General features: G+C 59.3%; 24 protein-coding genes. 6 read left to right on the forward strand and 18 right to left on the reverse strand.

Features of this window, described 5'->3' with window-relative positions:
• Positions 1-231: 231 nt before the first annotated feature.
• The 3 genes from B8783_RS01925 (at position 232) to B8783_RS01935 (ending at position 3,058) form a co-directional block, all read left to right on the forward strand.
• A complete protein-coding gene (locus tag B8783_RS01925) occupies positions 232-1,488 on the forward strand; it encodes a hypothetical protein (protein WP_139792210.1) in 1,257 nt (418 codons plus the stop codon).
• A 162-nt stretch (positions 1,489-1,650) separates the two neighbouring features.
• On the forward strand, positions 1,651-2,436 hold the full coding sequence (locus B8783_RS01930; protein ID WP_084418085.1) for a hypothetical protein: 786 nt from the start codon (positions 1,651-1,653) through the stop codon (positions 2,434-2,436).
• Between the two features lie 115 nt (positions 2,437-2,551).
• Positions 2,552-3,058 (forward strand): hypothetical protein, encoded by a 507-nt coding sequence (locus tag B8783_RS01935; protein ID WP_084418086.1) that lies wholly within the window; start codon positions 2,552-2,554, stop codon positions 3,056-3,058.
• Between the two features lie 77 nt (positions 3,059-3,135).
• On the opposite strand, the gene B8783_RS01940 is transcribed toward B8783_RS01935, so the two are convergent.
• The 6 genes from B8783_RS01940 to B8783_RS01965 all read right to left on the reverse strand — a co-directional run bounded on the left by B8783_RS01940 (position 3,136) and on the right by B8783_RS01965 (position 6,847).
• Positions 3,136-3,627, reverse strand: a complete 492-nt coding sequence (locus B8783_RS01940; RefSeq protein WP_084418087.1) for a GNAT family N-acetyltransferase — start codon at positions 3,625-3,627, stop codon at positions 3,136-3,138.
• Positions 3,628-3,669: 42 nt separating this feature from the next.
• Positions 3,670-4,659 (reverse strand): alpha/beta fold hydrolase, encoded by a 990-nt coding sequence (locus B8783_RS01945; protein ID WP_084418088.1) that lies wholly within the window; start codon positions 4,657-4,659, stop codon positions 3,670-3,672.
• Positions 4,656-5,102 (reverse strand): PaaI family thioesterase, encoded by a 447-nt coding sequence (locus B8783_RS01950; protein WP_084418089.1) that lies wholly within the window; start codon positions 5,100-5,102, stop codon positions 4,656-4,658. Before B8783_RS01950 ends, B8783_RS01945 begins: the two co-directional genes overlap by 4 nt.
• A gap of 107 nt (positions 5,103-5,209) precedes the next feature.
• Positions 5,210-5,956, reverse strand: coding sequence for a CPBP family intramembrane glutamic endopeptidase (locus B8783_RS01955; protein WP_084418090.1), 747 nt, complete (start codon positions 5,954-5,956; stop codon positions 5,210-5,212).
• Positions 5,957-6,013: 57 nt separating this feature from the next.
• A complete protein-coding gene (locus tag B8783_RS01960; RefSeq protein WP_084418091.1) occupies positions 6,014-6,193 on the reverse strand; it encodes a rubredoxin in 180 nt (59 codons plus the stop codon).
• 21 nt (positions 6,194-6,214) lie between these two features.
• The gene (locus tag B8783_RS01965; RefSeq protein WP_169711676.1) at positions 6,215-6,847 is read right to left on the reverse strand and encodes a TetR/AcrR family transcriptional regulator; all 633 of its coding nucleotides are present in this window, start codon (positions 6,845-6,847) and stop codon (positions 6,215-6,217) included.
• Positions 6,848-6,944: 97 nt separating this feature from the next.
• Here B8783_RS01965 and B8783_RS01970 point away from each other — a divergent pair, with 97 nt between their 5' ends.
• Positions 6,945-8,219 (forward strand): cytochrome P450, encoded by a 1,275-nt coding sequence (locus B8783_RS01970; RefSeq protein ID WP_084418093.1) that lies wholly within the window; start codon positions 6,945-6,947, stop codon positions 8,217-8,219.
• Between the two features lie 39 nt (positions 8,220-8,258).
• Here the strand turns inward: B8783_RS01970 and B8783_RS01975 are convergent, their stop codons facing one another.
• From B8783_RS01975 to dapB, 10 genes are all read right to left on the reverse strand, one after another.
• Positions 8,259-8,909, reverse strand: a complete 651-nt coding sequence (locus tag B8783_RS01975; RefSeq protein ID WP_139792211.1) for a hypothetical protein — start codon at positions 8,907-8,909, stop codon at positions 8,259-8,261.
• Positions 8,910-8,940: 31 nt separating this feature from the next.
• The gene (locus tag B8783_RS01980; RefSeq protein WP_084418095.1) at positions 8,941-10,293 is read right to left on the reverse strand and encodes an ABC1 kinase family protein; all 1,353 of its coding nucleotides are present in this window, start codon (positions 10,291-10,293) and stop codon (positions 8,941-8,943) included.
• Between the two features lie 55 nt (positions 10,294-10,348).
• Complete coding sequence (locus tag B8783_RS01985; RefSeq protein WP_084418096.1) at positions 10,349-10,819, reverse strand: VOC family protein; 471 nt, start codon at positions 10,817-10,819, stop codon at positions 10,349-10,351.
• Entirely contained in the window at positions 10,816-11,286 is a 471-nt protein-coding gene (locus tag B8783_RS01990; RefSeq protein ID WP_084418097.1) for a hypothetical protein, read from the reverse strand. The genes B8783_RS01985 and B8783_RS01990 overlap by 4 nt, the downstream gene beginning before the upstream one ends.
• 41 nt (positions 11,287-11,327) lie before the next feature.
• A complete protein-coding gene (locus B8783_RS01995) occupies positions 11,328-12,209 on the reverse strand; it encodes a methylated-DNA--[protein]-cysteine S-methyltransferase (RefSeq protein ID WP_084418335.1) in 882 nt (293 codons plus the stop codon).
• Positions 12,210-12,275: 66 nt separating this feature from the next.
• Complete coding sequence (locus B8783_RS02000; protein ID WP_084418098.1) at positions 12,276-13,283, reverse strand: restriction endonuclease; 1,008 nt, start codon at positions 13,281-13,283, stop codon at positions 12,276-12,278.
• Positions 13,284-13,330: 47 nt separating this feature from the next.
• Positions 13,331-14,797: a sigma-54-dependent transcriptional regulator gene (locus B8783_RS02005; RefSeq protein WP_084418336.1), complete on the reverse strand. Its 1,467-nt coding sequence runs from the start codon at positions 14,795-14,797 to the stop codon at positions 13,331-13,333.
• 164 nt (positions 14,798-14,961) lie between these two features.
• Positions 14,962-15,861, reverse strand: a complete 900-nt coding sequence (locus B8783_RS02010; RefSeq protein ID WP_139792212.1) for an alpha/beta hydrolase family protein — start codon at positions 15,859-15,861, stop codon at positions 14,962-14,964.
• A 121-nt stretch (positions 15,862-15,982) separates the two neighbouring features.
• A complete protein-coding gene (locus B8783_RS02015; protein ID WP_084418100.1) occupies positions 15,983-17,227 on the reverse strand; it encodes an acetyl-CoA C-acetyltransferase in 1,245 nt (414 codons plus the stop codon).
• An 85-nt stretch (positions 17,228-17,312) separates the two neighbouring features.
• Positions 17,313-18,122: a 4-hydroxy-tetrahydrodipicolinate reductase gene (dapB, locus tag B8783_RS02020; RefSeq protein WP_199288146.1), complete on the reverse strand. Its 810-nt coding sequence runs from the start codon at positions 18,120-18,122 to the stop codon at positions 17,313-17,315.
• Between the two features lie 144 nt (positions 18,123-18,266).
• Here dapB and B8783_RS02025 point away from each other — a divergent pair, with 144 nt between their 5' ends.
• Positions 18,267-18,896: a hypothetical protein gene (locus B8783_RS02025; RefSeq protein ID WP_084418101.1), complete on the forward strand. Its 630-nt coding sequence runs from the start codon at positions 18,267-18,269 to the stop codon at positions 18,894-18,896.
• 75 nt (positions 18,897-18,971) lie between these two features.
• On the opposite strand, the gene B8783_RS02030 is transcribed toward B8783_RS02025, so the two are convergent.
• The gene (locus tag B8783_RS02030; RefSeq protein ID WP_084418102.1) at positions 18,972-19,250 is read right to left on the reverse strand and encodes an ASCH domain-containing protein; all 279 of its coding nucleotides are present in this window, start codon (positions 19,248-19,250) and stop codon (positions 18,972-18,974) included.
• Complete coding sequence (locus B8783_RS02035; protein ID WP_084418103.1) at positions 19,247-20,146, reverse strand: peptidylprolyl isomerase; 900 nt, start codon at positions 20,144-20,146, stop codon at positions 19,247-19,249. The genes B8783_RS02030 and B8783_RS02035 overlap by 4 nt, the downstream gene beginning before the upstream one ends.
• 77 nt (positions 20,147-20,223) lie before the next feature.
• On the opposite strand from B8783_RS02035, the gene B8783_RS02040 reads away from it, so the two are divergent.
• Entirely contained in the window at positions 20,224-21,084 is an 861-nt protein-coding gene (locus B8783_RS02040; RefSeq protein ID WP_084418104.1) for a 50S ribosomal protein L11 methyltransferase, read from the forward strand.
• Positions 21,085-21,103: the final 19 nt, after the last annotated feature.

Genomic DNA, 21,103 nt, shown 5'->3' on the forward strand with positions numbered 1-21,103 from the left:
CTCTTATGGGGCGGGTGTTATGGTGGGAGACTGGGCGTGGGTGGATGGGTGAGGAATGGGGAAGTGTGGCGATACTGCGACGCATGGCTTCGCCAGCCTAGTCTTCATGCCGGTCGTGGTGGCTTATATTTCTCATCATGCCGACGCCGATATCGAGACATGACGGAAATAAAGAGCCTACTTCTTTGCCAAGACTCTAGGTACTTTGCAGAAATGCACACCAAAAACATAATGGATAGTATCGCTGAAAAATTCATCGTCGGCGCTAAACGAAACCGCTTCAACGGCATTGTCGCCTCCAAGTTATTAGAGGTTGAAGAAACTCCTGACGAGTTGAAAAAGGTTCTGGAAGAATTGATCAGGGCGAACAAAGCATCAGCAATATTCGCCTGTTCATCGCCAAACATGCATATCAAACGTTTTCCAGAAATGCCGATTGGGAAACAAATCGAGCTTCTGACGGATCAAGCTCTCGACGCCTTTTGCCTTTACCCGACCGCCAACGAGGTTCGAAAACGCACGAATGTCGAAGCTTGGAGTGATCGTCCATTTTCGAAAGAGTTGCTGCTTGGCGAACCGCAACTAGGCTATCGAGCTTTCGATATGGGGGTCTTAGAAAGATACGTCTCGGACCCGAGATATGATATAGTTTTTAAAGACTACATGGGTCAGATGTCGATAAAGAACGACGCATATGGTGACAAAAAACATCCCGAACGCGACAAAGTTTCACTTCAAACGTTCGGATTGGGATTTGATAACCATGGAGTCCCTCACACCATCGCTTTCCTCCGTTACTTGGCGGACTTGTCACCAGATCACCAAAAATACTGGCAAAGCTACAGCGCATCCGGCGATGTTCGTATGTGTAAACAATACTATCAAACAAGCATAGCTAACGAATGGTGGCGCAATCGCTCAATACGATACGCAATCACTGAGGAACTACGTCTTATTCGAGAACTATCTAATGCTATTTGGGGGAAAAGCCTTTTTCGCGATCAAAGTGGAAAATACGTTCCGATTGGACTCACGTCCTTTCTCCGACCAACGGCAGAGAATTTCAATCGTCTTGTATTGTCACTAGACAAACTATTGTCCGAAAGCATTGAATACTCGTTTTTCGAGGGCAGCTGCGCAATGGAAACCGAGTCAGAGCGTCCAGACGGCAAGATCAGAGCTCAAAGAAAGGCATCTCTAACTCTTCTAGAGGAATGGCTTTTGAAAGAAATCGAATGGGACGATCCCGACACCTTCAAGAAAGTGGTCATTCAGCCCCTACGCAAAATTCGTCGCTTACGCCAACGTCCGGCTCACGAGTTCACGCGAGACGATTTTTCGAACAAGTATTATGATGAACGAAAGAAGCTGCTCACAGACACGCTTATTAGCTTAGCCAATATCCGAGCTATGTTCGCCAGTCACCCAAAAGCTAGAAATGTAAAAATTCCAGAATGGCTCAATGAATCTTGCATTGATGTCTTCTGAACAGCACGCACATAAAACATCCAGCGCGCTTCCCGCTCCGCCAGTCCATAAGCCTGCTGCTGGGAGCTCAACTAGACGGTCAAACGCACATGCCCGCGCGGCTTTGCCTCAACCAACCCAACACTTACTCCCCCCGCACCTCCTGCCCCAACACTTCCCCGCATGACACCGCTCTCACATGCGCTCGCGCGGCAGCTGACCGCGCATCTGGAGGCCGCCTCGGCCCCGCAGATCGTCTTCGTGTCTGGCGCGCAGGGGATCGGCAAATCGACTGCGCTTCGCGGTGCGCTCTCGCAGCTAGGCGCGCGCGCCATCGGCCTCGGCCTTGATGATTTTTACCTGCCGAAGGCCGAGCGGCTGGCGCTCGCCCGAGAGGTCCACCCCCTGTTCGAAACGCGTGGGCCGCCTGGCACCTATGATCTCACGCTGCTCATGCAGACGCTGACGGCGCTGAAAACCGCCGCGCCCGGTGACCGCATCGCCCTGCCCCGCTTTTCCAAGGCCGCCGATGACCGGTTGCCGCCAGACGACTGGGAAACCTGGACAGGCCGCCCCGATCTCATCGTCCTTGAAGGCTGGCTGATGGGCCTTGAGGCCGACCCGTCCTCGCCTGAGAGCCCGCCCCTCAACGCCATTGAGGCGCGCGATGAAAGCGGGGACTGGCGTGCCTATCAGGAGGCGCAGCTCGCCGGGCCCTATGCCCGGCTCTGGGACATGGCAGACGCGTTCATCCACATCGATGCCCCCTCTTTTGATGCCGTGCTAGGCTGGCGTCTGCAGCAGGAGGAAGGCAATCTCGGCAAGGCCCCCGGCACGCTCACCCCGGCCGAGATCGCCTGGGTCAAAACCTTCATCCTCCACTATCAGCGCCTCACAGAGCGCTTGCTCAGCGGGCATAGACGGCCCGGCAAGAGCCTCCGCGTCGACCGCGCGCGAAACCTGCTTTGAAGGCGCGCCACACCGAAAGCTTCCCACCCGTTTCCCCCGCCCCTCGCGCCCGGTCTAGTCTTCCCGCATGCTCGATTGGCGAACGATCCTTTGGTGCCACACACAGGTACCGGTCATGTACTGGCCGGTGCTGTGGCATTATCTGCGCCGCCTCGACGAGACCTTCCTTGTCTATGCCGAGGAAGGGCGCCGCTTCTTCCATTGGCACCTGACACGCGATGGCCGCATCTGGATCGAGTATTGCGACGAGTCCGACGCTGAACGCGCCGCGCGAGGGGCCATGGCCACAAGCTTTGACCGCACGCCATGGGACCGCCTCGCGCTGGACGCTGGCGCGGCTTATGCCTCGCTTGGCGGTTTTATGGATGGGCCTCGCGCTGCGCCACTCTGGCCTGCGGGTGTTTTGCCGTTGCGCCCCGACGTGCGCGCCGGGCGCGGGCCGCCTATGATGCTTGGTTTCTGGAATTTGATTTCGGCCGCGCTCTTTTCGAGGAGTCTGCGGGCTTTGGTGCTGGTTTTGGGGGCGTTGGCGTTTGGGGCTTCATCCTTCGACTTCGCTCAGGATGAGGTTGGTGGGGGTTGGGAGGGTGAGGGTGCTATGGTTGGAACAAGCACCCCATAGCCCTCATCCTGAGCGAAGTCGAAGGACGAGGGCCATCCGGCAATCCACCCCAAGCGCCCTCCTCCAAACACCCCCCCTCAGGGCGCCGTCACCATCCCAGACAACAGGCTCGCATCACCCGCCAGGTCCCGCACCATCACCCGTGACTGGTCCTGCGGGCCCGGAAAGAGCAGCTGATTGCGCGGTGTCACCGTAAAGCCGATCTCGCCAAAATAGGCCGGCGCGCCGATCAATATGGCGGCGGGCCAGCCGGCTTTCTCGCCCGCTTCCAGCGCCTCGCCGGTGACCGTCAGGCCAAGGCGGCTGCCGCGATGGCCGGGGGCGACGGCGACGGGGCCGTAGAACAACGCACGGTCTCTCTTTGGCCCGACAACCAGCGGCCAGACGCGGCAGACGGCGATCACCTCGCCGTCCATCAGCGCGACCCGGTTCACCTCCGGGATGGAGGCGGAGGTTTCGCGCAGGCGCTCGGCGGTCTTGGCAAAGTGGCCAGGGCCGAAGGTCGCGTCGAACAGGTCTTCGATCGCGTCGGCGTGGAGCTCAGGCGTTTCGGGGAGGATCTCGATCATGGGCGCGGCCTTAATGGGTGCCGGGCGGCGTTGCAAACAGGATTATCGGGCAGGCGGCCAGTTTGCGAGAATGCCGCGCACACCGGTCACGAAGGCGAGCGGCTGATCCAGCATGATGTGATGATGCGCATCGGGCACCGTCACCATCGGAACGGGCGGATCCTGCAGCGAGACCATATAGGCCGCGACCGACGGCGTCGCCAGCAGCGAGCTCGCCCCCCGCATGAACATGATCGGGCACAGCGTATCGAGCGACGTCAGGTCAAGCTCATCCCACGCCGTCATCAGCGAGTTGAAGATGTAAGGATCGAACTTCCAGGTATAGCCCTCATGGCCGCTCTCATCGGTGGCAGGCTTCAAGCTGTGGCGGGCGATATAGTCGACCAGAAAGTGATTGGCGCAGGGCTGCGGCGGCGCCAGCCGGAAGCGCGCGAGCGCGCTATCGAAATCCGGATAGACGCGGTTCGGCCCGGTCCGGCGCGGCGGACGCGGGCGCTCCTCGCCGGGCGGTTCGATATGGCTATCGACGATCACCGCGCCGCCAAACCTGTCCCCGCCTTCGATCATGGTGGTATGAAGGGCGATGATCCCACCGAAAGAGTGCGCGACCATGATCGGCTTCTGCGCGTGCGCAAAGAGACCGGCATGTTCACAGACGGCATGCTGCTCCTTTGAGAACAGCGAGAATGAATAGGCCTCGCGCCAGTCACTGTCGCCCATGCCGGAAAAGCTCGGCGCGACGACGTGATAGTCCTCGGCGAAGAAGGGGGCGATAAAGTCCCACCAATGGGAATGGGCGCCATTGCCATGCGCCAGCAAAAGGCCGGGCTTGGACGGGTCCCCCCAGGCCTGATAGGTGATCTTCGCGCCATCAACCGTGACCTCGCCCGTGCGATAGGGCGTGTCGACGGCCCGCTCGAACCAGTCCGGCGCAGGCGGACGCTCGCCACCATAGGGCTTCAGGACAAGGTCGTCATCGCTGGGCTTCCGGCGTGTATTGGGCGTCTGGCGATTTTGGTCTGCACTGCTCATCCGCCTGCCCCCACGCGCCGTTCGATGACCTTGAAGATGCCTGTGCCGGTCAGCAGCGTGCGCTCGCCGGTCCAGATGCGGCCCTCAACGGTGAAGACGCCATCGACCTCACTCACCACCGTCGCATTGCCCTCGACGAACTCGCCGAGCTTGGCGCCGGAGAGGAAGTCACACAGCAGGCGGATCGTGACCCACCAGGTGTCCTCACCACTCTCGACGGCGCTGCCCCATGCCATATCCGCAAACGTCATCAGCATCCCGCCATGGGCGTTCTGCATACCGTTGGTGTGATGCTCCTCAACGCGGAAGCCGCGCGTCATGCCGTTCGGGCCGCGCTTTTCAAACAGCGGCCCGACCTGCCGGCCGAACCCGCGATGCCATGGAAGCAGCTGATAGCCGTCCGGCACATCGAAACTCTGGGATTTGGTAAAATCGTCTGTCATGTCGCCGAGCGGTTTGCCGCAAGCCGCACCTCGCAACAAGACCTCACCTAGCGGGAGCGACGCAGCAGAATTTATCCGACACCGCCACGCGCCGACTATGGTTCAGGTCATGGCGTGGTGGGTGGCGCGAGGCTCGCGAGAAAGGTGATCGCGCTATTGGCCGCGATATGCGCGATGATTGGCACCACTATGGTTCCGCTCTTCAGGCGGAGCCAGGCGAAGGCCAGCCCCGCGACAAAGACGACGACAAGCGCCGGGATCGAATATTGCAGATGCAGGAAGGTGAACGCCGCCGATGAGATCACCGCCGCCATCACGGGCGGGACACCGCGAACAACCATGGCGCCAAGCGCCACGCCGCGAAACGTCACCTCTTCCAGGAGCGGCGCCAGCACCAGCGCGAAGACGAGATAGGCAGGCCCCCAATTGGCTGTGGAGAAAAGGTCCTCATTCACGTCGCTGGAATATTCCCAGCCTTGCTCGCCGCCAAAGAAGCTCGCAGCAACGAGATTGGGCAGGATCAGGATGACCGGGCCGAGCAGGATCGCCGCGATAATCCAGTTCTGCGAAGCTTTCATACTGCCCGCAAACGCGCCCGCGCCAATCCGCTCACTCCAGAAGCTGAGAATCGCAAAGTGAACGAGATGGAAGCCAGCAAATGCGGTCCACATCAGGCCGATACTATTTGGGTCGGTGGTGTTGCCCTGAAGGATCTGGTTGAAGCCCGGCCAGGCCAGCGCCAGCAGGGTCGCGCCCAGGACCGGAAACAGAAAAGGCGCACACAGCGTCCAGAACGCGGCGGTGAAAGGCTCTTTTGCGAGCGCGGCTGGCGTGTTGAATCGACCGTGTTCCATCCAGCTGGACTAGTCTCTCAGGCCAGACTTGGAAAGCGCCTCTTGCCGCACTCGGGCTTACAACTCGATCATGTCAAAGTCGGACTTCGGCGTTCCGCAGAGCGGACAGATCCAGTCCTCGGGGATGTCATCCCACCGTGTACCGGGGGCGAGGCCTTCGTTCGGATCGCCTTCGGCCTCATCATAAATGTAACCGCAGGTCCGGCACTGCCATGTCTTGTAAGGTGTTGCAGTCATCCCCTGTTTCCCTTTCCGCCCTCACTTCGCGAGCGCGAGACGCGCCCGAAGAGTCTCCATCAGAGCCTTCCTGATCGGCTCTACACCGGTCGCCGGATCAATCAGCTTCTGCATGCGGATACCGATCAGCGCGCAGCCGATCATGAGCGCCGTGGCATCGGCGTCCACGTCTCGCTTGATGCGGCCTTCCTGCTGGCCGCGTTCGATCATCTGGCGGATCAGCTGGCGCTCGACTTCGTGCTCATCGGCGAAGGCCGCCGTATTGTCCCTGTCGGCAACGGCGGCAGACAGAAGCATGTAGTAGGCCTTGCTCTCCTCATGACCGCCGACGGACAGGCAATGCAGCTTGATGAAGGCCTCAAGCTCGGCGAGGCCGTCATCTTCATCCAGTTGACCCTGCCCAAGCGCCTCCTGCTGCCATGTATGCAGATAGGCAATGAGCGCACGGATGAGGCCATCCTTGGAGCCGAAGCGCTGGGTCACAAGCCCTCTCGAATAACCCGCCTCCCGGCCGATCACGTCGAATGTCGCTGCCGAAACGCCATGCTTCGACACAACCCGCATGGTCGCTTCCAGCAGTTCGCGTTCAGAACGGTCGCGCCGTTCAGCCTGTGTCAGGCGCGCAGAAGACGTCTCGGTGTCAGTTTCAGCCATGGCTCTGTCCGTAACATATTTGTTGGCCGTATAGCAAGTATATGATATCGGCATATCAAAGGAAGCAGGCATCGCCCTGCCAAGGAGGAGGAAAATCATGACAATACCAAGCCACATCGCCGAAGCCGTGGTCGACCCTAAAGCCTATGCTGACTGGGACAGATCGCATGAAGCATTCGCCTGGCTGCGCAAAAATGCACCGCTCGATACCGCCGAGCTGGAGGGCTTCGATCCGTTCTGGGTGGTCAGCAAACACGCCGATATCCTTAACATCGAGAAGCAGAACGACCTCTTCCACAATGAAGACCGCTCCGCGACGCTCACCAATATCGAGACCGACAAGAAGGTCCGCGCGATGATGGGCGGCTCGCCCAATTTGCTACGCTCCCTCGTCCAGATGGATAATCCGGATCACATGCAGTATCGGCGCCTGACACAGGCCTGGTTCATGCCGCAGAATTTGCGCAAGCTGGAAGACCGGATCCGAGAGATTGCCCGTGGCTTCATCGACCAGATGGCCGAGAAGGGCACCGAGTGCGACTTCGCCCGCGACGTCGCCTTCCTCTACCCCCTCCATGTGATCATGGAAGTGCTGGGCGTGCCGGAGATTGACGAGCCGCGCATGCTGAAACTGACACAGGAGCTGTTCGGCGCACAGGACCCGGAAGTGAACCGGACAGGCGCGGACGTTTCAGACTCCGACACAGGTCTTGCCAATATCCAGGCCACGGTCTCCGACTTCTTCACCTATTTCATGGAGATGACCGAGGACCGCCGAAAGACTCCGCGCGAAGACCTCGCCAGCGTCATCGCCAATGGCGAAGTCTATGGCAAACCGCTCGGCCATCTGGAAGCCATGTCCTATTACATCATCGCCGCAACAGCTGGGCATGACACGACCTCCAACACGACCGGCGGCGCCATGTGGGCGCTGGCGGAGAACCCGGACCAGTTTCGCAAGGTAAAAGAGGATCTCTCGCTGATCCCGTCCATGGTGGAAGAATCCATCCGCTGGGAAACGCCGGTGAAGCACTTCATGCGCACGGCTACAGCCGACACGGAGGTACATGGCAAGCAGATAAAGAAGGGCGACTGGCTGTTCCTGTCCTATCCGTCGGGCAACCGCGATGAGGATGTGTTCGACGATCCCTACACTTTCCGCGTCGACCGGTCCCCGAACAAGCATGTCGCTTTCGGCTACGGCGCGCATGTCTGCCTCGGCCAGCACCTCGGCCGGATGGAAATGCGTATCCTCTGGGAAGAGCTGCTGCCGCGCCTGCAATCGGTCGAACTGAACGGCAAGCCAAGCCGCGTGCAGGCGAATTTCGTCTCGGGGCCAAAATCGATCCCGATCCGATTCAAGATGAGCTAGGCCCGTGCCAAGCGAAATGGATGCCGAGCGCCGAAAGGGTCACTCCGTTTCGGCGTTTTCCATCCGTCCAAGTCGCAGCGGATCGAACATCACCTCGCCGGTCGAAACCGAAATCCTGAGTTTGTTCGGGGCATGATCGAGTTGAACTTCATGCCGTTCATATCCGTTCATGGTCTCCGCCGCCTTGGAGTAGACGGTGAAGACAACCAGCCCCTGGTCGTTCCATTCGACAAGAAGATCAAATTCCTCGCCGAACTCAGGCGGTAAAGCATACACCGGAAAAGGGTCATCACCCCTTTCAGAGGAGGTCTCGGTTCTCATGACCAATGGGCCACTTTTCGGCAACGCCGTCACGCTAAGAGTCGCTCTGTCCGCCTCATCAGCCAATGAAATAGAAAAAGACGGCACCCATTTCTTGTGCTTGCCTTTCCTGAGAAACGTCACGCGGGCTTCCATGGCATTCAAACCCGACAAATCGTCAGCACGCCAAGAGGAATACGCTCCGTCATCCGTGTCAAAATCCAACACAAAGCTGCTATTTGGCGCGGCGACAAAAGTTTGCGCAGTTGCCATTCCCGCAATACAGGCTGACAAAACGAAACAAGTGAAAATCTTTTCAAACACCAAACGCAAATTGTTTCCTTCCACACTTTCGGTTGAAGGTTTGCTTTGTTTGAGTTGATCCGTCAAAGAAAAAAGAAGCCTGCAGATTTCCGCTGATTTAGATCAGCCCCACCGCGCCCATCGCGTCGGTCTGCCGCTGCGCCAGTTCGGCTTCATCGAAACCCTCGAGGCTCTCCTCGAAGAGTTGATGGTAATTGAGCTCGGCGCCGAGGCGCAGATAGGCGGCGCCAAGGCCGATGGCGGCGCGGTCCATGAAGACGAACTCACGGGGGATGGTCACCGGCCCTTTTTCCTTCAGCATCTTTCGGACCTGAAAGGCTTCCTTGCGGCCATATTCGCCCGGCGCAACACCATCGGCGACACTGCGCACCCGGTCATCCAGAAGCGGACCATAGATGAAGCCGGCCCAGATATTGAGCACTTCAACAAGGTCACGGTTGAGGTTCTTGAAGCCCCATTTCTCATAGGCGGCATAGGTCGCGTCAAAATCATCTGCGAGCAGCGCCCGGTAAAGATCGACAACGCCGCCAACGAAATGTGGTGGGAAGATGCGGATACAGCCGAAGTCCAAGAGGTTCAGCCCCTCGCCGCCGCGGGTCACCTGATAATTACCAAGATGCGGGTCCCCGTGGATGACGGCGTAATGGGTAAAGGGCAGCCACCACGTCCAGTAGAGGCGTTTGGCGATGCCATTGCGCACCTCCTGGCTGGCATCCTCATAATCGCTAAGGCGTCCACCACTGACCCAGTCCATGGTCAGCAAACGGTCGGTCGACAATTCATCCACCGGCGCCGGAATGTGGACGAAGTCCTTGTCCTCCAGCATCAGCCGATAAAGCTGCATGTGCTTGCGCTCACGGGCATAATCGAGCTCCTCGCGAAGCCGGTCGGAAATCTCGCCAACCATCTCACGCGGGTCGATCGACCCGTCCATGCGGCGGAAAAGGCCGAGCATGCTTTTTAGCTGTCCGACATCACTTTCGACCGCGCTCGCCATGTCCGGGTATTGCAGCTTGCAGGCAACCTCGCGCCCATCCGGCAGCGTGGCGCGGTGGACCTGCCCGAGCGAGGCAGCATGCGCGGCCTCCTTGCCAAATTCAGCGAACTTGCTCTGCCAGTCAGGTCCCAGCTCAGCGCGCATGCGTCGCTTCACAAATGGCCAGCCCATGGCGGGCGCTTGCGCCTGAAGCTGCGACAGCTCGGCGGCATATTCAGCCGGGAGGAAATCAGGAATGGTCGATAGCATCTGCGCGACCTTCATCAACGGCCCCTTGGTCTTGCCAAGGGCCGAAGCAAGCGCGCGGGCGATCTTCTCGTCGCTCTCATCACCGCCAAAGATGGAGTTTGCCGCAAAGGAGAGGCCCGCCCCGGAGAGGTTAGAGCCAACCTTGGCGGTGCGTAGGAGACGCGCACTCAGGCGGTTACGTTCGGGGTCTTTTTCGTTTGCCATCACGCTGGAAGTAGGCGGATGCGGGCCCGTTACAACTGCGCGATATGGCGCGCGGCTACCAGGTGCCGATATTCTCCGCGCTCGCCCACGGTTCTTTCGGAGGCAATGGGTCGCCCTTCTGAAGCAGCTCGACCGAAATCCCGTCCGGAGAGCGGACAAAACACATCCGTCCATCACGCGGCGGGCGATTGATCGTTACGCCGAGCTTCTGGAAGCGCTCGGTCGCGGCGTAGATGTCATCAACCTTGTAAGCGAGGTGGCCAAAATTGCGGCCGCCCTCGAGCTCTTCCGGGTCCCAATTATAGGTCAGCTCAATCATCGGCAGACCTGGTGGCAGGCCGTTCTCATCACGGTCGGCCTTGTACCGGGCCGCATCTTCCTCAGAGGCCAGAAAGACAAGCGTGAAACGCCCGCCCTCATTGTCGACGCGCCGCAGCTCTTTCAGTCCAAGGCCATCGCAGAAAAATGTCTTGGCCGCGTCAATGTCAGAGACGCGGATCATGGTGTGCAGATATTCAACGCTCATGCGGGTTGTCCTTCCAGCCGCCGGATCTCCGATTTCAGGGAGGGCGGCGCATGTCTGTAATAGTGGGCCGTTACAAGGTAGAGCAGACCGACAATCACGGCCATGACAAATACGAAGGTCAGGAATGTGTGGAACATGTAGCCGCGCTCAAGCGGCCCAGGGACCGCGCCGCCAAGACGCCAGAAGAAGTCATAGATCGTGTTGAAGATCAGGACGAGCAGCGGCAGCGCAATCAGGCTGACCAGGGCCGATACCCAGCGATAGCTCGCCGCCACAGGGGCTTCACAGCGGATAAAAGCTTCCTTGAATTCCTCACGGCCGACGGTCGGCGAGAGCAATCCCTTCTCGGTCATCGAATTGTAAACGGCGTTCGAGAAGTCTGGCAGCCCACGCCACTGCATCAAAAGCCAGATGCCCCAACCGCCCAGCAATGCGAACATGAAGGCGTAAAAGGTCAAAATTCCCATGACTAATCCTGTCGGCTCTGCGGGCGCATGCCTCAAGGTCGTCAGACCGCGTGCGCGCGCTCATATGTCAGCATGGCGCGTTTGCGCGCCACACCCCAATGGTAATTATGTAACCTTTTGTCCGACGCAAGAGCGCGATGGCAGGGGATCAGCCAAGCCAGCGTGTTCGCGCCAATCGCTGTTCCTGCTGCACGCGCAGCTTTTGGCTGGCCTGCCGAAGCGGCGATTTCGCCATAGGTCCGCGTCTCGCCAGCCGGGATATCGAGCAGCGCCCGCCAGATCTGGCGCCGAAAAGGCGTCCCATAGAGGGCGACCGGGATCGGGTCGTCCTTCTGGAAAATCCGTTCTGACCAGAGAGCCGCTTCATCGTCATTGCGGGCAATGCTGGCGTTTCGATATCGCCCGGCAAGGTCTTCAATCACCTGTTCTCTCGAATAGCCCGGATGCTCAAATCCGGTCTTCTCGCCAACGCCATCATCGGCAAAGCCAAGGCCGCACAAGCCGCGAGGGGAGACCAGAAAGACACCGGTGCCGAAGGGGGTCGGCGCCTCGCCGAGGGTCAGGTCAGCCCCTGCCCCGCCGGACTTGGCCTCGCCGGGGGTCAGGCCTTCATGCGCGATAAAAAGATCATGCAGGCGCGATGGCCCGGACAGGCCTGTCGCGAAGCTCGCATCGAGCACCGAAGCGCCTTGCCGCAAAAGGTCACCGGCCTCGGCATGCGCGAGGGTCGCCTGAAACTGCTTGGGGCTGATGCCCGCCCAGCGGGTGAATTCACGCTGAAAATGATACGGCGAGACGCCCATCGCTTTCGCGCATTGGGAGAGGTCCGGCCAGTCCTGCCAAGTATCGCCGAGATGGCGCAAGGCGTCGGCCATTCGCGCATAGGCGGCAGAGCGTTCGGAAAGATCAGTGGATGTCGTCATCGCCCGCAGTTTACCCCCCACGACGACGCCATCCACCTGAATCTTGCGGGTGTTGTGTCTATCCGCCTAGCATAGCCGATGAGTTTTCATATTGGATATCCAATCTTGCAGAGTTTTGCGATCGGCCGCCTCAATTGGATAGCCTCGCGCTGTTCTCAACGCAGCAGCGCCTGGCGACAACCGTGAGCTAGTAACTATCAGCCCCGAGCCAGCCTTCTCATGCAACACATCTGCGTAAACTGACTTAATAAGCGCTTTGCCTATCGCCGCTTTTTGTCGTTTGCATTGAACCAAAATCAGTGGAGGCGATTCGACTTCGCTAGACATTGGGTAGATGCGAAGATCAATTCCGTCATCATTTCGCCCAGGGCCCATTTCCACTTTGAATCCTTGCCTTTCGAAGTACTCGCCCGCCAGCGCTTCAAATTTCCGCCAATGGATATCCCCCAAATCGTCAAAGTTGTTGTTCAGGTAATCGATGAAGCGTTGGTCGAAAAATTTACCATGAAGCGTTTCTAGCCCCTCGTCCCGGAATAATGTCTCTAATTCAACTTCGTCGCTCCATTCAAAAGCGCGCATCCGTCCCCAAGGTGAAATGTGTAGCTGATGATTGACGCCGCGAAGCAACCTCATTGCCATTTCTACACCTTGAACTCCAAATCGATCGAAAACGTTTTGGAGAAACGGCGAAGGATCAATCTTGCTCGCAGGCTTAGCCGTTCGAAGGGCTCGGCGCATAAAACCAGTGTAGGTTTCCATAATTTCTTCGTAGCGCTTCAAAGCTACGGGATCATTTTTAGATTGATGGAATAACCTAATGCTCACGGGCATTGTACTTGGGTCGTCAATGTTACCGATTCTGTGCAGGAGATGGGCAACGATGCTCTCAAACTCTGAAGAATGCATGCGATAGGAACCGGCACCCTCTGGTCCCAACGCCAAAGTGATCCTTGGATCGTAATCCTCTACAATTTGAAACAATTTTTTGCGGCCAATTACGACTCCAGATTTGTAGCCAACTATCTCAATGAAATGATCCACAAAATCCGAAGATGACATGTTAATGCCACCCATCTTTTTCGTCTCCAAATTCGCGGCTTCGACCTTTATCGAAAATGAGTTCAGCCGGCTTTTTGTTCGTTCTGCTGGTCCAGCTCGTATTCGCGGATCTTGCGATAGAGCGTGGAGCGGCCAATGCCGAGCCGGCGGCTGACTTCGGACATATGCCCCTGATAGAAGTCGATCGCATATTCGATCACGTCGCGCTCGATCTCCGACAGGGTGCGCAGTTCGCCTGCATCATCCTTGATGCCGACAGGGCCAGCGGCGGTCGCATAGCCATCGCTCGGCACGGCCTGCATGTCATTAGCCGCCTCAGAGCGGGCCGGAACCGGCGGCAGGTCTGCCATCTCAGGCATGATGCCGGAGATCTGCGGAAAGTCATGCGGCTGCAGCTGCGAGGTTTCAGCCAGGATCACCGCGCGGAAGACGGCGTTCTCAAGCTGACGGACATTGCCCGGCCAGTCATGGGCGCACAGCATGCGCAGCGTCTCGTCCGTCGCGCTTGTGACATCGCGGCCTTCAGACACGTTGAAGCGGGAGATGAAGAAGTCGACCAGCGACGGAATATCGTCCTTGCGCTCACGCAGGGCCGGCACATCGACCGGGAAGACGTTGAGGCGATAGTACAGATCTTCCCGGAAGTTGCCTGATTTGACCTGTTCAGCCAGATCACGATTGGTCGCGGAAATGATGCGGACGTCCACCTTGGTCGGACGGCGGGAGCCGACAGCATCGACCTCACCTTCCTGCAGGGCGCGCAGCAGTTTCACCTGCATGTCGAGTGGCAGCTCGCCAATCTCATCGAGGAACAGCGTTCCGCCATCTGCCTCAACGAATTTACCGAGCGATTTTGAGACAGCACCGGTAAACGCGCCTTTCTCATGGCCGAAGAGAATACTCTCAACGAGGTTCTCTGGAATGGCACCGCAGTTGACGGTGACGAAAGGCTTGCCAGCGCGGTCAGATGCGCCCTGGATGCAGCGGGCAATCACTTCCTTACCCACACCACTTTCACCAAGTATAAGAACCGGAATGTCAGAGCTTGCCGCGCGCTGTCCAAGACGGATCACCTGGCGCATGGACGGGGCCGAAGCGATCATGTCCTCGAAGTTCATGCCGCCTTCGCTCTTGCGGGTGAGACGTTTTACTTCGCCGGTCAGCGACGACATTTTGAGGGCATTGCGGATGGAGACAACGACGCGCTCTGGATTGGCTGGTTTTACGATGAAATCTACAGCGCCAGCGCGCATCGAGGACACAATGGTGTCGATGCCGGAGGTGGCCGTCAACATGATGACCGGCACGTCCGGAATACGTTCGGAGAGGCGCTCCAGCGTCTCCATGCCGGAAAGGCCCGGCATATTGAGATCAAGGAGGATAACATCGGCGCCTGCTTCGGTCGCCGTGGTGAAGCCGCTCTCGCCATCTGGCGCCGTCCGACAGGCAAAGCCTGACTTCTCGACAGCTGCCTGAAGCAGCCTGCGCTGTGTTGGGTCGTCATCGATTACAAGAACCGTCTTAGCCATCATCACCATCCGTTATCAGACCCTGTTGGATCATTTCGTTACGCCCCAATGTGGCACAGAGGTGTGGAATTATGGTTCAGTCGGTCTTTGAAATTTGATGGAAGTTCGGTCGGTCTTGGTATGGCGCCCCATCGTATCGCAAAGCTTGCTGGCGGCCGCGCGGGTCAGCGGCAGGTCTTCGCCCAGCTCGTCACCTCATCGATCAGCCGGTGGCGAGACCATGAAAAAGAATGATCACCGGGAAGAACTTTGGCGGTCAGCGTAATGCCGGGCTCAGCTTCATAGGCGGCGACCATGCTCGCATGGATCGTCTCAGGCGGCACTGATGTGTCCTTGTCACCCGCGATCAGCAGGACAGACTTTCCGGAAAGCTGCGGCGCGAGCAAGCGCGTATCGAAGGCCTGCTGATTGGCGGCGAGCTCAGCATTTGCCTTCTCGCCGCTCCATCCGGCCAGCATCTGAAGCGTGTCGGAATAGGCCGCGAACCCGGCGGCCTGCTCAGGACTGGCGTTCAGTACCGCAGCGATCGCACCAAAGTTTGCCGGGGCGAGCCCAGCCGTACAATTGATGCGGTCATCCCGCGCAGCCGCTTCGAGCGAGGCGAAGCCGCCCATCGAGTGACCGACGAGAATGATATTGTCAGGGTCAGTGCGATAGGTTTCGGCGTTGGCGCGCAGATAGTCGGTCGCAGCGGCGACGTCCTCGATGACATTTGTGAAGCTGAAAAGTCCCTCGCTGCCCCAGGCCCCGCGATAATGGAAAAAGAAGACGTTGAAGCCATCGGCCCGAAGGGCTTGGGCAAGGTCGAGGTTCTTCTCATTTCCCGGGTAGCCATGCAGAAGCACGACGGTCGGGTGTGGCCCTTCGCCATTTGCGAGATAGGCCAGCCCGTTCAGCCGGTCGCCGTTACTCTCGAAATTCAGCTCGACAAGTGATGGCGGGAAATCGGCATCGATCGCAATGGGATCGGAGTTGTAGGATTTGGGGTCTGTGCTTGTCGTGGCGCAGCCCGCAATCGCAGTGGCCGCGAACAGCGCCGCGCAGGTCAAGGATTTCAAAGTCATGATTTCAGGCCCTCCATGACCTGCCATCCTATTGGCGACGGCCGGACCTGTCGCCCAAAAAGAAACCGCCGGGCCAGCATGTGCGGGCCCGGCGGTTGTCATGATGAGGTGTCGAGTGGGCCTAGATGCGCTCGATGATAATCGCCGGGGCCATGCCGCCAGCCGCACACATCGTAACCAGGCCATACTTGCCACCGGAGCGCTCAAGCTCATCCAGCGCAGTGCCGATGAGGATCGAACCGGTCGCACCGATTGGGTGGCCAAGCGCCATGGCGCCGCCATTGATGTTGACCTTGGAACGATCAAGATTGAGGTCACGGATGAACTTCTCTGCGACGACAGAGAACGCTTCGTTGATCTCGTAGACGTCGATATCGTCCGTTGTCAGGCCAGCCTTTTCGAGGACTTTCTTCGCAGCCGGGACCGGCGCGTTGAGCATCAGCGTCGGGTCGTCGCCCATATTGCAGGTCGCCACGATACGGGCACGCGGCTTCAGGCCGTTCTTGTCGGCATACTCTTTCGAGGTGACGAGGATAGCCGCTGCGCCATCGACCACGCCGGACGAGTTACCGGCATGGTGAACATGGGTCATCTTGCCTTCGAGCTGTGGGTATTTCTTCGTGACCATGGAGCCGTAAGTATTGCCCTGATCGTCGACCGGGATGTCCATATACATGTTGAACACGGTCTTGAGGTTCCCGAGCGTTTCCATCGTCGTGCTTGGACGTGGGAACTCGTCCTTGTCGAGCGCGAGTGTGCCGTCGCGGTTGTAGACAGGGATCAAGGACTTGTCGAAACGGCCTTCATCCATTGCCACTTTCGCGCGCTGCTGGCTGGTCACGGCAAGCTGGTCAAGCGCTTCGCGATCAATGCCTTCGAGCGTTGCGATCGCATCGGCGCAAACGCCTTGCTGAGACTGTGGGTGCAGCTCGCGAAGGTGGAGGTTGCCCGCATCCATCATTGGCGGGTTCTTCGGGTCAGCCGTCGCAGCCGTGTAGCTCATCATCTCGGTGCCGCCTGCGATAACGCAGTCTTCCATGCCGGACATGACTTGCGCAGCTGCGAGCGAGACAGACGTGATGCCCGAGCCGCAGAAACGGTCAAGCGTCACACCGGAGGCTTTGACGTCAAAGCCGGCATCGAGCGCGGCCATACGGCCAAGGTCTGCGCCTTGCGCGCCGCGCTGAGAGCTGGTGCCCCAGATGATGTCGTCGACAGTCGCCGTGTCGAGATTGTTGCGGTCACGGATCGCGCCGAGCACGGTCGCAGCGAGGTGCTGCGGGTGAAGGTGGGCGAGCGAGCCCTTGCCAACCTTGCCGATGCCACGCGGCGTGCGGACGGCGTCAATAATGTATGCTTCTGACATGTGGGTCTCCCGAATAAGCGGACTGGACTGGATTTGGACTATCCAGTGCTACCTCAATCGGGGCTTGGCAATTCCTCACCCAACGTCAAAGGCCGAGCACGTCATCCATATCATAGAGGCCCGGTGACTGGCGCACGGCCCAGCGCGCGGCGGCCAAGGCCCCATGCGCAAAGACGGCGCGGTCCAGCGCGGTGTGGGAGAGGCTCAGAATTTCCATGTCAGAGCCGAACGTCACTTCATGCTCGCCGATGACGCCGCCAGACCGGCGAACTGCAAAGCCGATCGTGCCCGGTTCGCGCTTGGCATCCGGCCCATCATAAGGCCCTGCGCGTAAAGCTTTCAGATCAGCATCGCGCCCGGATGCGGCGGCATCCCCCAGCATGAGCGCCGTGCCGGACGGCGCATCCACTTTTCGGCGGTGATGGGTTTCGAGCACTTCAATATCCCAGTCTTCGCCAAGACTGCGGGCGGCCCGTTCGACGAGACTGCAGAGGAGGTTCACGCCCAGCGAGAAATTGCCAGCCTTGACGATGGCAAGACTGCCCGCCGCTTCCGTGATGGCCGCTTCACCTGCGGCATCGAAACCGGTCGTGCCGATGATCACGGCCTTTACGCCACTGCCAGACAGCGCATTCACCGCGGCAAGCGTTGCCTCTGGTCTGGTGAAATCGATCCAGACGTCTGCGTCCCTGGCCGCTTCAGCGACGTCTTCGACAGCAGCCACGCCAATCGCGCCGCGCCCCAATATCTCGCCAATGTCCGTGCCGATATTGTCAGAGCCCGGCGCTTCGGTCCCGCCGACAAGCATGTGGCCAGCCTCAAGGGCAGCGGTTGCGAGCTGTTGGCCCATACGTCCGGCGACACCGGCAATTGCGATTTTCAATGAAACAGTCATGGCCCCTGCATAACCGCTTTCGCAGCCGTCTGAACAGCGCGCGACACCTAAAAAATTGCGCCGGTGAGGAACATTCCCGAATTTCGCCGCATTGCTGTTAACTAATCGTTTACCATACGATCAACCAGCCGAGGAAACGTCCCGATGATCACCAAGATAGCTGCAGGATTTGGACTGGTCATGCTGGCCGCGATGCCGGCCATGGCAGACGGTTATGAAACCGCCCATCATCCGCATAGAGCCCCGGCCCCGCATGCCGAATACGTGCCGCCCGCCGCCCATACGACCTATGAGCGCGACGTTCAGGTAACCCGTTTCCATAGCTCGGCACCCGCAACCAGCTGCGCCGCCTGTTGTTACACGACCTGCTCAACGCCGGTTGCCGCGCCGACGCATTACTCCCCGCCTGCGGTCACGAAAACCTATACGCGCACCTATACCCGCCTCGCGCCGCCAGACTGCTACCATCCGAACACGGGCACCCACGCCTATCACGGGACGACCAGCAGCTATCAGACCGCTCCAACCTATAGCAGCAGCGACACCTATTATGATGGCGCGTCGTATAGCTATGAGAGCGCCAGCACCTATGACCAAGGCTATTATGCTGGCGGCGAGGTGTATGACGAAAACACGGTTGTCTGGTCCAGCGGCGGCGAAGGCGCCTATTACGAAACCGGCCCGACCTATGACAGCGGCTATAATTACAATGTCGGCACCCATAACGATCGTGACCGGGCCTGGGCCCATTACGATCATGGCTGGAAGCACTAGGCGATCATAGCGTGCCGGGTTCAGGAATGTGGTTGCGTCGGACTTTGCGCCTGCGCGACCACACTGCTGGCATGATCAATCTTCGACATAGTGGAAGCGGATAAAAAAGACGCGCTGGCCTTCGCCATGCTTTGCGGTCTTCAGCAAATCCACCACACCTTCAAAGCCGCTCTCGCGCGCCATGGCGGGCGTGATGTCACTGATCGCGATTTCCTGAACGCTCTCGACGACCACCGCCCCCGGCGCCATCTTGTAGCGATGGTCGGGTTTCACCCGCGGCGTCTTCCAGATGCGGATCGTCGTTGTGATGTCGCCGCGCCGGACCCCATCGCGCAGCGACGCCTTGAACATCATTGCGGCGTGTCACCCGGCTTCACCTGGCGGACAGGCGCAGAGATGCTGCAAATGTCGAGCACTTCAGGCGGCTTGCGGTAGAAGAACGGGTCATCGCGCACACGCCGGGATGTCTTGAAGTCCTCGAACAGCTCGCTCTCGCTATTCATCACCTCCCAGTGCGGACGGTTTTCTTCCATCATTTCGCTGGCAAGGCGGAACGAGCGAATGAGATCGCCCTGCTCTGGCGCCTGGATCACGCCGCTTTCGATTTCACGCTTGCCGCGCTTCATGGCCTGCACATGCTCCATGCCGTCGATGACACGGCCGAAGACGGTCAAATTCCGGTCCAGATAGCGCTGCGCATCCAGCACGATGTAGAACTCGGTTGAGCCGGAATCGGGGTCTGTATCGCGGGCCATCGCCATCGCGCCCGGGCAATGAAGCAGCCATTCGGTCTGAAGTTCTGCGCTGCGCCCGACCGGGAAGCCATCGATATGGCCGGTCTCTGGCGCGAAGAGATCATCATTGCCAAGCGGCACAAAACCCGCGCCGCCATAAACGCGCTCATTCTCATTGGTGAGGGTTGGCCAGTCGACCATCAGCGCTTCATCTTCAAAGCCGCCCTGCGCCACAAAGCCATCAATGACGCGATAGAAACGCTGGCCATGCATGATGCCGCCAAAGGCGAGCTTGCGCATACGCTCAACATGTTCCGGCGCAAAATCCGGGTTGAGCTCGACCGTGATCGTGCCTTTTTCGGTCTCGATCAAAAGCAGGTTTTCCGGCGCGATGGGGCGCCAGTCCGGTTCAGGCGCGGCGCGGACGATGCGGCGGGTTTCACCCTCCGTCTGCGCGTCGGCATGCGCGCCGCAGAAGACCAATGTGACTGCCAGTGTGGCTAATCTGAGAAACATGCTTTGCCCCTTTCGTGCGCTTTCACCGAATTCGCACCCTATCGGGCAATCACCGGCTCTGCTATGGGCCTTTTCCCATGTATCAGATCACTGCAAAAGGCCCGCGTGAGGCCATTGAACCGGCCTGGGATGCCCTGGCCTGGACCGACCCTTCGCCGGCTGGCGCGGTCGACGCCAAGGAAGATGGCCGCCATGCCTGGCGCCTCGACGCCTATGCCGAAAGCGCAGAGGACGCCGAAGCCTGCAAGGCGATTATCCTTGAAACCTCGCCGTCGCTGAACCCTGTTATCGAAGCCCTTGAGGACCGGGACTGGGTTGTCATGTCGCTGGAAGGCCTGCCGCCGGTTGCTGCGGGGCGCTTCATCGTGGCGGGCAGCCATGTTCTGGCAAAATCAGCGCCGGGCAAGACGCCGATCCTGATCGAAGCTGGCCCAGCCTTCGGCACCGGCCACCATGGCACGACGCTTGGCTGCCTTTTCGGGCTTGAGCATGTCCTGAAGACCGACCGGCCGCAAAAAGTTCTGGATGTTGGCACCGGTTCTGGCGTGCTGGCCATCGCGGCCATCAAGGCGGGGGCTAAGCGCGCCTGGGGCACCGAGATCGACAAGGACAGCGTGCGCGTCGCCAATGAGAACGCCGCCAAGAACCATGTCGCCAATGCCTTCCGCACCTTCGAGACAGGCGGCGGCTTCAATGCCACCATCCGCCGCGATGGGCCGTATGACCTCATCTTTGCGAACATCCTGTTCCGCCCACTGGTCGGCCTCTGCCCGAAAATTGTGGGGCTCACAGCCCCCGGCGGCCATGTGATCCTGTCCGGCTTGCTGACGCATCAGGAGCCGCTGGTCCGGCGCGCTTATGAAGGCCATGGCCTGGCACTGGTACACCGCGTTCGGCGGGATGGCTGGTCGGCCATGGTTTTTCAGAGGCCTGTCTGACAGCGCGCCTTCCTAAGCC

This window comes from Henriciella litoralis, assembly GCF_002088935.1.
Classification (GTDB): Bacteria; Pseudomonadota; Alphaproteobacteria; order Caulobacterales; family Hyphomonadaceae; genus Henriciella; species Henriciella litoralis.